This window comes from Halomonas sp. 11-S5 (assembly GCF_029889825.1).
GTDB lineage: Bacteria > Pseudomonadota > Gammaproteobacteria > Pseudomonadales > Halomonadaceae > Halomonas.
On record NZ_JARANW010000004.1, the window covers coordinates 72,985 to 85,413 of the forward strand.

Sequence of the window (12,429 nt, forward strand, 5' to 3'; positions counted from 1 at the left end):
CCCTGACGGGATTATCGTCACGAGCTGGTACCGCCGGACCGGAAAGGGGGAAAGCCGCGTCGGCCGGCGGATGGCGTGTCACCTCTTTCACTCTCCCGGTCTCAGGTACTCTGGCCGACCATGAGCGTGAAGCCCACATCCTGCTGCCGTTGCGTCACCGGCTGGTGATCCAGTCGTCTCTGGACCTGCTCGGCCGCCAGTCGACCCATGGTCTCGCGGGGTGACTGGATGGTGGTCAGCCGGGGCGTGACGTGCTGGCCCAGCGTCAGGCCATTGAAACCGGCGATGGCGATGTCCCCGGGGACCCGCAGGCCGAGGCGCTGTGCATGCAGCAGGGCGCCGGTCGCCAGGTCATCGTTGGCGAAGTGGATGGCCCGGGCCCCGGGGAAGCCGCCCAGCACCTGGTCGAGTCCGGCGGCACCCGCCTCCAGGCTGCCCAGCCGATCGAGTTCGATGAGGGGGGCGTCCAGGCCGGCCGCCTCGAGCACCTCGCGATGTCCCGCGAAGCGCATGCCGGCACGGTAGTCCCTGTCCAGGCAGGCCCCCACATAGACGATCGAGCGGTGCCCCCGCGCCAGCAGGTGGCGGGCCATGCAGCGCCCCGCCTCCTGGTGGTCGAGGCCGACATTGAGGTCCAGGGCCTCGCCCAGTTCCATCACTTCCATGATCGGCTTGTCCCAGTGCCCGAGCAGGCCGAGACAGGCGTCGCTGTGACGCAGTCCTGCCGTGACCAACGCCGAGCAGGACCAGCCCAGGAAGGTGCGCACCAGCTGATACTCGCGGTCCAGGTCGTAGTCGGTGTTGCCGAGCAGGATCTGGTAGCCGCGGGCCTCGAAGGTCTCCTGCAGGCCGCGGATCACCTCGATGAACACCGCGTTGGCCAGCGACGGCACGATCACCGCGATGAAGCGGGAGCTGGCGGATGCCAGGCTGCCGGCGACGAGGTTGGGTACGTAGCCCACCTGATCGACGGCCTCGAGGACCCGCTTTCGGGTCTCCTCGTTGACCCGCTCCGGCGTGTTCAGGGCGCGGGACACGGTAATCGGAGAGACGCCGGCCGCATCAGCCACCTGCTTCAGAGTGGGCTGATCGGAACCTCTCCGCCGTCGCGGGCCTGCGTTCGAGTTAGACATTGGTCTCATCCTTGCACACTAGGCTTGCTGCCGGGAAGTCACTCGTCTAGAACTATGGTAGCGCTAACATGGTAGCGCTACCACCGTGAATCACAGCACATAGCAAATCACGCGACCATCGGGAGATCGAAAGGTGAGCGACATTTCCGCAAGCACGCCTCGCATCGGGGTCATCGGTCTAGGGGCCATGGGCATGGGCACGGCTGCCGCACTGCTCGAACAGGGTCTGGCGGTGACAGGCTGCGACGTGTCGGCCCAGGCACGCCAAGCCTTCGAGGCCAAGGGAGGCCGCGGCGCCGCCACCCCCGCGGAACTGGCCGCTCACTGCGACATCGTGCTGCTGGTGGTCGTCAATGCCGATCAGGTCGAGCAAGTGCTGTTCGGTGACCAGGGCCTGGTGGGCGCTCTCGCCCCGGGTAACGTGGTGCTGCAGTGCGCTACGGTGGCCCCCAGCATCGCCCGCCGGCTCGGCGCGCGGCTGGCCGAGGCCGGGCTCGAGATGCTCGACGCGCCGATCAGCGGCGGGGCCGCCAAGGCGCGGGCCGGGCAGCTGTCGGTGATGGCCTCGGGCACGCCGGCAGCCTTCGACAAGGCCGCTCCGGCCCTCGACGGCATGGCCGCCACCGTCTATCGGCTGGGTGACGAGGTGGGTGTCGGGTCGAGCATGAAGCTGGTCAACCAGCTGCTGGCCGGCGTGCACATCGCCACCGCCGCCGAGGCCATGGCGCTGGGCATCCGCATGGGGCTGGACCCGGACACCGTCTATGAGGTGATCACCCATTCGGCGGGCAACTCCTGGATGTTCGAGAACCGGGTGCCGCATATCCTCAAGGGCGACTATACGCCGCTGTCCGCCGTCGACATCTTCGTCAAGGACCTCAACATCGTCCACGACACCGGCCGCGAGCTGGCCCTGCCGACCCCGGTGGCGTCATCTGCCCTGCAGCAGTTCACGGCGGCCAAGGGTGCCGGCTTCGGCCGCGAGGATGACGCGGCCGTGATCAAGGTCTACGAGCGCTTGTCGGGCATCACGCTGCCCGAGGCCGCCAACGATCCCGGGGAGGCGTGACCATGACGATCGTGCTGGGCGCCATCGCCGATGACTTCACCGGGGCTACCGACCTGGCCAACAACCTGGTGCGCAGCGGCATGCGCTGCCTACAGGTAATCGGGATGCCGGAAGGAGAGCTGGCGCTGGATGATGTCGATGCGGTGGTGGTGGCGCTGAAATCTCGCTCCTGCCCGGCAGGGGAAGCCGTGACGGAGTCCCTGGCGGCGCAGGCGTGGTTGCAGGCCCAAGGCGCCAGACAGATATTCTTCAAGTACTGCTCGACCTTCGATTCCACCGACGCCGGCAATATCGGCCCAGTCGCCGACGCCCTCCTGGAGCGGTCGGGGAGTGCCCAGACGGTGATGGTCCCGGCCTTTCCGATCAATGGCCGCACCGTCTACCAGGGCCACCTCTTCGTCGGCGATCGCCTGCTCAACGACAGTGGCATGCAGCACCATCCCTTGAATCCCATGCACGACGCCGACCTGGTGCGCGTACTGGGTCGCCAGACACCCCATGCGGTGGGCCTGGCGGCGCGGCCGGTGTTGGCCCGCGGCGCCGAGGCCACGCGCGTCCATCTTCGGTCCCTGGCGGAACAGGGCGTGCGCCATGCGATCTGCGACACCCTCGACGAGCAGGACCTCGAGGTGATCGCCGAGGCCGTGGTCGACCTGCCGCTGGTCACCGGCGGCTCCGGGCTCGGCCAGGCGCTGCCGGCGCAGTACCGGCGCCGGGGCTGGCTGGCCGAGGTCGCCGAGCCCGGCCGTCTCGCCCCGGCGACGGGCAGCGCCCTGGTGCTCTCGGGGAGCTGTTCGCGGGCCACGCTCGGCCAGGTCGATCATTTCCTCGAACGCTACTCTCTCGAACACCCCCGGGGCTTCGCCCTGGATCCGCTCGAGCTCGCCGAAGGCGATGCCCACCTGGAGGCGGCCCTGGCCTTCGCCCGCGAGCGTCTCGCCGATGGCGGTCCGGTGCTGGTCTATGCCTCCGCCGACCCGGAGCGGGTCAAGGCCGCCCAGGCGGCGCTGGGCGTCGAACGCGCCGGCGAGCTGGTCGAACAGGCTCTGGGGCGGCTGGCCAGCACCCTGGTTGCCGAAGGCGTGGGCCGGTTGGTGGTGGCCGGGGGCGAGAGCTCCGGTGCCGTGGTCTCGACGCTGGGCATCGACATGCTACGCATCGGCGACCAGATCGACCCCGGCGTGCCCTGGACCCAGGCGCCGCTGGCAGGCCGCGAGGCCCCACTGTCCCTGGCTCTCAAGTCGGGCAACTTCGGTGGCCGTGACTTCTTTACTCGAGCCTTCGAGGTGCTGCCATGAGCGCTCACGCCATCAATGCGCTACGCGAGCAGATCAGCACGCTTGGCCAGTCGCTGTTCGATCGTGGGCTGACCATGGGTTCCAGCGGCAACATCAGCGTGCGCCTCGAGGATGGCGGATGGCTGATGACCCCCACCAATGCCTGTCTGGGACGCCTCGACCCGGCACGCATCTCGCGCCTGGACCGGGACGGCCGGCTGCTCGACGGTGACAAGCCGACCAAGGAGCATTTCCTGCACACGGCGATGTACGAGGAGCGTCCCCAGTCCGGCGCCATCGTGCACCTCCACTCCACCCATTCGGTGGCCGTGTCCTGCCTGCCCGACGTGGATCCCTGCGACTGCATCCCGCCGCTGACCGCCTACTACGTGATGCGGGTGGGCCGCCTGCCGCTGGTGCCCTACCACATTCCAGGCGACCCGAGCCTGGGCGATGCCGTGCGCGGGCTGGCGGGGAAACACAGCGCGGTGCTGCTGGCCAACCACGGCCCGGTGGTCGCCGGCAAGTCGCTGGAGGCCGCGGTCTATGCCACCGAGGAGCTGGAGGAGACCGCCAAGCTCTATCTGCTGCTGCACGGACGAAATCCTCGCGCCCTGACACCGGAACAGGTGGCCGAGCTCGAGGCCCGTTTCCCCCGCAGCTGACCCGATGCAAACAGGAAACCGACGATGATCCGACTGGCCGCCAACCTCAGCATGCTGTTCACCGAGCATGCCTTCCTCGACCGCTTCGCCGCGGCCGCCGATGCCGGCTTCACGGGGGTCGAGTACCTGTTTCCCTATGCCCACGCGCCGGAGAGCCTCGCCGAGGCGCTGCGTGCGTCGGGCGTCGAGCAGGTGCTGTTCAACCTGCCGCCCGGTGACTGGGAGGCGGGGGAGCGGGGGCTCGCCAGCCTGCCGGGCCGCGAGGCGGAGTTCCGCGATTCCGTGGTCGAGGGGCTGCGCTACGCCGAGGCCCTGGACTGCCCGCGCGTGCATGCCATGGCCGGGCTGCTGCCGGAGGGCGTCGATGCCCGAACTCAGACCGAAGCCCGCGCGGCGCATCACGCCACCTATATCGACAACCTGCGCTTTGCCGCTCGTGAGGCGGCCAAGGCCGGACGGGACCTGCTGATCGAGCCGATCAACACCCGTGATATGCCGGGGTACTTCCTGTCCCGTCAGGACCAGGCGCTAGCGGTGCTCGAGGCCGTGGGTGCCGACAATCTGCGCCTGCAGTTCGACCTCTACCATTGCCAGATCATGGAAGGCGACCTGATCCGCCATCTCGAGCGGCTCCTGCCCCATATCGGCCACGTGCAGATCGCCGGCGTGCCGCAGCGCCATGAGCCGGACATCGGCGAGGTGCATTACCCGGCGGTGCTCGAACGCCTCGCGGCCCTGGGCTATAGGGACTGGGTCGGCTGCGAGTACCGGCCGGCCCAGGGCACCCGCGACGGCCTGGGCTGGGGCAGGCCTTACGGGCTTCTGAGCTGAGCCGGTCGTGCTCACGCCCCGCTTCATCATCGACAACAGACAATTGCAAGCGAGACCACCATGCACATAGCAATCACCGGCGCCGCCGGCTTTCTCGGCCAGCGCCTCGTTGCCCAACTCCTCGAACGCGGGGAGCTCAATGGTGCCGCGATCCAACGCCTGACGCTGATCGACCAGACCGAGCCGCCCGCCATCGATCAGGAGGCCGTCGACGTGGTGTCTGTGGCGCTGGATATCACCATGCCGGGAGCCCTGGACCCGGTACTGAAGGCCCAGCCCGACGTCATCTACCACCTCGCCGCGGTGGTCAGCTCGGCGGCCGAGGCGGATTTCGACCTGGGCATGCGGGTCAACTTCGACGCCACACGCGCCCTGCTCGAGGGTTGCCGTGCCCAGGGCCTGTCCGCTACCCGTTTGATCATGGCCAGCTCCGTGGCGGCCTACGGCGGCGACCTGCCGGAGGTCCTCGACGACATGACCGCGCTGCACCCCCAGAACTCCTATGGCGCCCAGAAGGCCATGAGTGAACTGCTGGTCAACGACTACAGCCGTCGCGGCCTCGTCGATGGGCTGGTGCTGCGCCTGCCGACCATCGTCATTCGCCCCGGACGTCCCAATGCCGCGGCCTCGAGCTTCGCCTCCAGCATCCTGCGCGAGCCGCTCAATGGCGAAGAGGCTGTCTGTCCGGTACCCACCGACCTGGACCTGTTCGTGATGTCGCCGGCCAAGGTGGTCGATGCCCTGATCCATGGCGCCGAGATCCCCGGCGACGTCCTGGGCCCCTTCCGGGCCTTCATGCTACCGGGCATCACGGTGAGCGTCGCCGAGATGCTCGAGACGCTGCGCGAGGTGGCCGGCGAGGAGGCGCTGGCCCGGGTCCGCCACGAGCCCGATGCGCGCATCGAGGCCATCGTCGGCAGCTGGCCGGCGCGATTCACTAATAAACGAGCCCGCCAGTTGGGCTTCCAGAGTGATCATGACTTCCACGAGATCGTCGAGGCCTTCCTGGACGAGCGTGCCTGATCCCGGGGTCCGTCCCCGGGATATTTCCCAAGCGTGTCAATGCCAATCGAGGTGACAACAATGAAAGCCACTTTCGCACGCCGCACCCTGGTTACTGCCATCACCGGTGCCACTACCGCCGTGCTCGCCATGGGGGCCCTCAGCGCCCAGGCGGCACAGACCATCAACCTGGGCCACACCCTCTCCGACAGCTCCCACTACTCGGTCGGGGCCGATGCCTTCAAGGAGACGCTCGAGCGCCTCAGTGACGGCGAGTTCGAGGTCGTGGAACATCCCTCGGGCGCCCTCGGCGGCGAACGCGCCATGATCGAGGGCCTGCAGATCGGCACCGTGGACGTGGTGATCACCTCCACCGGCCCGCTGGGCAACTTCGTGCCGCAGACCTATGTGCTCGACCTGCCGTTCCTGTTCAAGGACTATGATCAGGCGCGCTGCGTGCTGGACGGTGAAATCGGCCAGGACCTGCTCGACAAGATGAGCGAGCACGACCTGGTGGGCCTGGCCTGGTCGGAGAACGGCTTCCGCCACATGACCAACAGCAAGCGGCCGGTCAAGACACCGGCCGATGCCGAGGGCCTCAAGGTGCGCACCATGGAGAACAAGGTGCACATGGAGGCCTTCGAGCAGATGGGCGTGCATCCCACCCCGATGGCGTTCCCCGAGGTGTTCACCGCCTTGCAACAGGGCACCGTAGACGGCCAGGAGAACCCCATCACGGTGATCGTCGCCACCAAGTTCTGGGAAGTGCAGGATTACCTCTCGCTGACCGGCCATGTCTATTCGCCGGCAGCAGTGCTGGGCTCCCCGATCCTGCTCGACGGGCTCTCCGAGGAGCAGCGTGGCTGGTTCGAGCAGGCCGCCGAGGCCTCCGCCGCGGCCACCCGCGAGGAAGTGTCGCGTCTCGAGCGTGACGGCGTGGAGCTGCTGCGCGAGAAGGGCATGACCGTTGAAACGGACATCGACAAGGCGCCGTTCCAGGAAGCCGTCAAGCCGGCCTACCAGATCTACACCGACCAGTACGGCAGCGAGATGCTCGACCGCGTGCGCGCCAGCGACTGCTGATCCGCTGAACCGATTCCCCGGCCCCCCTGGGGGCCGGGGCCCTGATTCACTGATGGTGGCCACGATGCTGCAACTCTTTCTCAGCGTCGAGCGCCAGACCACCCGTCTGGCCCTGCTCGGCGCGGTCCTCATGCTGATCGTCTCGGTCGCCCTGGGCTTCTACCAGGTGATGACGCGATTCGTCTTCGATGCCCCCTCGACCTGGTCCGAGGTCATCTCCCGTTCGGCCATGATCTGGTGTGTCTTCCTGGGCGCCGCGGCAGGCTTCCGGGGCGGCTTCATGATGTCCGTGGAGGTCATCTACAAGCTGATACCGGGGCGTCACCTGGTCTGGCTGGAGGCCTTTATCGCCGTGTGCTGCGCCGTGGTGCTGGTCGTGCTGATCACCTTCGGCACCGCCATGATGCTGCGCGTGCAGAGCCAGATGCTGTCGGGTCTCGAGGTATCGATTGCCTGGGCCTATGCCGCCATGCCGGTGGGCGCCAGCTTCGCGCTGATCGCGGTGGTCGCCCGCCTGCTCGCCCAGGCCACCGGCCAGGAGACCATCGGCCCGGTCGTGGAGGAGGACCTGCCAGCATCCGTGGCGGCGGTGGCTGGCGAGGGCGCGGGGCCGTTGACCGCCAGCCCCTCCCGGGACGCGGTTACCCCCGGCAAGCCCAACGACAGGAGTGAACGCCCATGAATGCCGCCATCGGACTCTCGCTGATCATCCTGTTCAGCCTGGGGGTGCCCATTGCCGTCTCGATCGTGCTGGCCTCGATCATCGGCATCGAGTTTTTCTCGCGTCTGCCGCTGTTATTGGTGCCCCAGCAGATGTTCGTGGGCATCGACAACTTTCCCCTCATGGCGATTCCGTTCTTCATCCTGGCCGGCAACCTGATGGCCGCCGGCGGGATCTCGCGGCGCCTGGTGGACCTCGCCAAGTCGCTGGTGGGAGGGCTGCAGGGCGGCCTGGCCATGACCTGCGTGCTGACCTGCATGATGTTCGCCGCGGTATCGGGCTCCAGCGTGGCGACCACCTTCGCCATCGGCTCGATTTTGATCCCCGCCATGGTCAAGCACGACTACCCGCGCCCGCTGGCGGCCTCCATCCAGGCCTCTTCGGCCGAGTTGGGGGTGCTGATCCCGCCCTCCATCCCGTTGATTCTCTACGGGGTGAGCACCGATACCTCGATCGGCAAGCTGTTCATCGCCGGCATCGGGCCGGGCCTGTTGATCGGCGGCGCCCTGCTGCTGTTCCTCTACCTGTTCTGCAAGGTGCGCGGTTACGGCCTGCGTGACCGCGAGGACCGCCACGACTTTCCTACGGCCTTCAAGCGCGCCTGGCTGGCGATGCTGATGCCAGTGGTGGTCATCGGTGGCATCTACGGCGGCGTGTTCACGCCCACCGAGGCCTCTGCCGTGGCGGTGGTCTATGCGCTGATCGTGGGCGGACTGATCTACCGCGAGCTGCCCCTGGCGGAGATGTTCCCGATCTTCAAGCAGAGCGTGATCTCGACGGCGGCGGTGATGCTGATCATCGCGGCGGCGGCGCTGTTCAGCTTCCTGATCAGCCGCTCGGGGCTGCCGAGCGAGGTGGCCGGCTGGGTGACCGAGGTCTTCGACAGCCCCATCGCCTTCCTGCTGGCGGTCAACGTGATGCTGTTGATCGTGGGGATGTTCATCGAGACGTCGGCGGCGATCCTGGTGCTGGCGCCGATCTTCACCCCCATCGCCATCCAGTACGGCATCGACCCGGTGCACTTCGGCCTGATCGTCGTGGTCAACCTGGCGCTGGGCATGTTCACCCCGCCCCTGGGTGTGAACCTCTTCGCCGCCTGCGCCGTGGCGAAGCTCTCGGTCGACCAGCTGCTGCCCTGGCTGATGCGCTTCGTGCTGGTGGTGCTGGCCTGCCTGATCGCGATTACCTACCTGCCCTGGATCTCGCTGGGGCTGGTCGACCTGCTCTACTGACGCCAACGACGATGACAACACGCCTGACACGGAGGCCACTCCATGCCTGCATTACCCGAGATGCCCCGCCGCGAGGCCCTGATCGGCGGTGAATGGGTCGCCACCGGCGAGACCCTGGCGGTCGAGGCGCCCGCACGGGGCGAGACCATCACGCGGATTGCCCGCGGCCAGGCCGAGGAGATCGACGAGGCCGTCAAGGCGGCCGGTGACGCCTTCGCCGGCCGTCTGGGGGACTGGTCGGACTGGAGCGCCCGCCGGCGCAGCGAGTGGCTGCTGGCCTTCGCCACGGCCATCGAGGCCGATCATGAACGGCTCACCGCCCTCGAGTGCGTGGATACCGGCAAGCCGATGTCCCAGGCACGCGGCGACATCACCGCCTGTGCCCGCTACTTCCGCTTCTACGGCGGCGCGGCCGACAAGCTGCACGGGGAGACGATCCCCTTCGAGAACGACTTCGCGGTGATGACCTGGCGCGAGCCCTACGGGGTCTGTGGGCAGATCATTCCCTGGAACTACCCCGCGCAGATCTTCGGTCGCTGCGTCGCCGCGGCCCTGGCGGCCGGCAATACCGTGGTGCTCAAGCCCGCCGAAGATGCCTGCCTGAGCGTGCTGCGCCTGGCCGAGCTGGCCGTGGAGAAGGGCCTGCCGGCGGGGGTGCTCAACGTCGTGCCCGGCCTTGGCAGCGAAGCCGGTGCCGCGCTGTCGGCGCACCCGGCCATCGACCATCTCTCCTTCACCGGTTCCCCGGAAACCGGCACCCGGGTGGCCCAGGCCGCGGCGGTCCACCATGTCCCGGTCACCATGGAGCTGGGCGGCAAGTCGCCGCAGCTCCTCTTCGCCGATGCGGACCTGGAGGCGGCGCTGCCCTTCGTGGTTCGCGGCATCATCCAGAACGCCGGCCAGACCTGCTCCGCGGGCAGTCGGCTGCTGGTGCAGCGCGAGGTGGCCGATGAGGTGCTGGGGCGCCTGGCCGAGCGCTTCGAGCTCCTGCGCTGCGACGCCGGCGAAGCGGACGCCGACTGCGGTCCGCTGATCAACGCCCGCCAGAAGGCCAGGCTGGAGGCCCGCCTGGAGGCGGCCCGCGCCGACGGCATTCGCACCCTGGCCCGCGGGCGCCTGGCGGAGGGGGCGCCAGCCGGCGGCCACTACGTGGTGCCGCGGCTGCTGGTCGATATCCCCGCCGGTCACGAGGTGCTGCGCGAGGAGCTGTTCGGTCCCGTCCTGGCGGTGCAGGTCTTCGACGACGAGGCCGAGGCCCTGGCACTGGCCAATGGCACCGACTTTGGCCTCTGTGCCGGTATCTGGACCCGCGACGGCGGTCGCCAGCTGCGCCTGGCCAAGGGCGTGCGCAGCGGCCAGGTGTTCGTCAACAACTATGGGGCCGCCGGTGGCATCGAGCTGCCGTTCGGTGGCGTCGGTCGCTCCGGCCATGGTCGCGAAAAGGGCTTCGAGGGGCTGCGCAGCTACACTCGCATCAAGACCGTCGCGATCCACCACGGATGAGCAGGGAGGAGAAGATGACACAGACGCTGCGTATCGGCCTGGTCGGGGCCGGCCTGATGGGCCACGGCATCGCCCGCAATATCCTTCGGGGCGGCTATCCGCTGACGATTCTGGAGCATTCCGGCAACCAGCCGGTGAACGACCTGGTGCAAGCGGGCGCTCATATGGCAGGCACGGGGCGCGAGGTGGCCGAGGCCGCGGATGCGGTGCTGCTCTGCGTGACCGGCTCCCCCCAGGTCGAGGCGGCACTCTTCGAGCCCGGTGGGGTGCTGGAGGGACTGGTGCCGGGGGGTGTGGTGATCGACTGCTCCACGGCGCTGCCCAGCTCCACGGCCAGGGTTGCCGCCCGGGTGGTGGAGGCCGGCGGCCACTTCATGGATGCCGCCATGACCCGGACCCCCCGTGAGGCGGAGGAGGGGCGCCTGAACCTGATCGTGGGGGCGTCCCCGGCGCTGTTCGCGCAGATGCGGCCTCTGCTCGCCTGCGTTGCCGAGAACATCACCCATGCCGGCGAGGTGGGGGCCGGGCACACTCTGAAGCTGCTGCACAACTTCGTCTCGCTGGGCTTCTCGGCGGTGCTGGCCGAGGCGACCGCGGCGTCACGCCGGGCGGGTATCGACGATGCGGCCTTCCTGGAGGTGGTGGGCAAGGGCGGCGGTGGCGGGGTGGTCTTCGACCGCCTGCGGCCCTTCATCGCCGAGGGCGACGCGTCGGGCTTCCGCTTCAGCGTGGCCAATGCCAGCAAGGACCTAGGCTACTACCATGCCATGACCGACGAGCTGGGGGCCGGTCGCCGGGTCGCCGAGGCGGTGGAGGCACTGTATGCGGGGATCGATGACCAGGGCCTGACGGTGCCGGACGTCATCCGCGTCCTGGAGGGGGAAAAGGCGTGAGGGAGGCACGGCCGTGAGGGTAGGGCGGTCGGGTGCCGGGCTCTCCCATCGCCAGCAGGGCCTGCTGCTGACCGGGGGCGGGGCGCTGATCATGTCGCCGGATGCCCTGCTGATCAAGCTGGCGGCCCTGCCGGACGCCGAGATCCTGATGTGGCGGGGGCTCCTCTCGGCGCTGGGCTTTCTGGTGATCGCCCTGGCGCGCTACGGCCGCGGCACCCTGGCCGCCTACCGGCGCTGCGGCGGCACCGGCATCGCCGTGGCGCTGCTCTTCAGCCTGACGACCTGCTGCTTCGTGCTGGGCAACCAGTACACCAAGGCAGGCAATGTCTTGCTGATCCTGGCGGGGGCGCCGCTGATCGCCGCCCTGCTGTCCCGCGCGATCCTCGCCGAGCGGTTGCCGCGCCGGACCTGGCTTTCGATCGGGCTGTGCATGCTGGGCATCGGGATGATCGTGATCGACGACACCGGGGTCGGCTCCTGGGTGGGCAATGCCTTCGCCCTCATGGCCGCCACCACCCTGGCGCTCAACTTCACGCTCTGCCGTCGGCGCCCCGGCGTGGACATGAGCCCGATGCTGGTGTTCAACGGCCTCATTGTGGGCGGTGGCGCCGCCCTGGTGCTGCTGCTGGGGGGTGGCGGGATCGACATGCCGCCCATCGATCGCTGGTTGCTGGTGGTCCTGCTGTGCCTGTTCATCGTGCCCACGGGGGTGACCCTGCTGCAGCGCGGGCCTCTCTATCTGCCCGCCGCCGAGGTCGGCCTGCTGCTGCTCCTGGAGGTGGTGGTCGGCACCCTCTGGGCCTGGTGGCTGCTGGGCGAAACCCCGGCACCGATCGCCCTGGCCGGGGGCGGGCTGGTGCTTGGGACCCTGGTAACCAAGGGGCTCTATGAGCGGCGCCTGGAACTACGCCTGCGCGCGGCGTCGCGGGTGGCATCGGGCAGCTGACCGGGCCGCGGCGGGGTAGAGGGTCCATCGGCGCTCCGGAACGTGACCTGGGTCGCATGGGCCGCGAATCCCCC

At 68.6% G+C, this 12,429-nt stretch carries 12 protein-coding genes; 11 read left to right on the top strand and 1 reads right to left on the bottom strand.

Annotation, left to right across the window (positions count from 1 at the left end):
- Positions 1–101: 101 nt before the first annotated feature.
- Entirely contained in the window at positions 102–1,142 is a 1,041-nt protein-coding gene (locus OP497_RS04645) for a LacI family DNA-binding transcriptional regulator (RefSeq protein WP_348533109.1), read from the bottom strand.
- Between the two features lie 124 nt (positions 1,143–1,266).
- Here OP497_RS04645 and ltnD point away from each other — a divergent pair, with 124 nt between their 5' ends.
- The 11 genes from ltnD (at position 1,267) to OP497_RS04700 (ending at position 12,355) form a co-directional block, all read left to right on the top strand.
- Positions 1,267–2,202, top strand: coding sequence for an L-threonate dehydrogenase (ltnD, locus tag OP497_RS04650; protein ID WP_280546855.1), 936 nt, complete (start codon positions 1,267–1,269; stop codon positions 2,200–2,202).
- Between the two features lie 2 nt (positions 2,203–2,204).
- Positions 2,205–3,500 (top strand): 3-oxo-tetronate kinase, encoded by a 1,296-nt coding sequence (otnK, locus tag OP497_RS04655; protein ID WP_280546856.1) that lies wholly within the window; start codon positions 2,205–2,207, stop codon positions 3,498–3,500.
- Positions 3,497–4,144: a 3-oxo-tetronate 4-phosphate decarboxylase gene (gene otnC, locus OP497_RS04660; protein WP_280546858.1), complete on the top strand. Its 648-nt coding sequence runs from the start codon at positions 3,497–3,499 to the stop codon at positions 4,142–4,144. Before otnK ends, otnC begins: the two co-directional genes overlap by 4 nt.
- Positions 4,145–4,168: 24 nt before the next feature.
- Positions 4,169–4,975 (top strand): 2-oxo-tetronate isomerase, encoded by an 807-nt coding sequence (gene otnI / locus OP497_RS04665; RefSeq protein WP_280546860.1) that lies wholly within the window; start codon positions 4,169–4,171, stop codon positions 4,973–4,975.
- A 60-nt stretch (positions 4,976–5,035) separates the two neighbouring features.
- Complete coding sequence (denD, locus tag OP497_RS04670; protein WP_280546862.1) at positions 5,036–5,998, top strand: D-erythronate dehydrogenase; 963 nt, start codon at positions 5,036–5,038, stop codon at positions 5,996–5,998.
- 60 nt (positions 5,999–6,058) lie between these two features.
- A complete protein-coding gene (locus OP497_RS04675; protein WP_280546864.1) occupies positions 6,059–7,060 on the top strand; it encodes a TRAP transporter substrate-binding protein in 1,002 nt (333 codons plus the stop codon).
- A gap of 64 nt (positions 7,061–7,124) precedes the next feature.
- Positions 7,125–7,742 carry a TRAP transporter small permease gene (locus tag OP497_RS04680; RefSeq protein ID WP_280546865.1) on the top strand — a complete coding sequence of 206 codons (618 nt, stop codon included), beginning with the start codon at positions 7,125–7,127 and terminating at the stop codon, positions 7,740–7,742.
- On the top strand, positions 7,739–9,013 hold the full coding sequence (locus OP497_RS04685; RefSeq protein ID WP_280546866.1) for a TRAP transporter large permease: 1,275 nt from the start codon (positions 7,739–7,741) through the stop codon (positions 9,011–9,013). The genes OP497_RS04680 and OP497_RS04685 overlap by 4 nt, the downstream gene beginning before the upstream one ends.
- Before the next feature lie 42 nt (positions 9,014–9,055).
- Entirely contained in the window at positions 9,056–10,516 is a 1,461-nt protein-coding gene (locus OP497_RS04690; protein WP_280546868.1) for an aldehyde dehydrogenase family protein, read from the top strand.
- 14 nt (positions 10,517–10,530) lie between these two features.
- Positions 10,531–11,409: an NAD(P)-dependent oxidoreductase gene (locus tag OP497_RS04695; RefSeq protein ID WP_280546870.1), complete on the top strand. Its 879-nt coding sequence runs from the start codon at positions 10,531–10,533 to the stop codon at positions 11,407–11,409.
- Positions 11,410–11,422: 13 nt separating this feature from the next.
- The gene (locus OP497_RS04700; protein WP_280546871.1) at positions 11,423–12,355 is read left to right on the top strand and encodes a DMT family transporter; all 933 of its coding nucleotides are present in this window, start codon (positions 11,423–11,425) and stop codon (positions 12,353–12,355) included.
- Positions 12,356–12,429 lie beyond the last annotated feature (74 nt).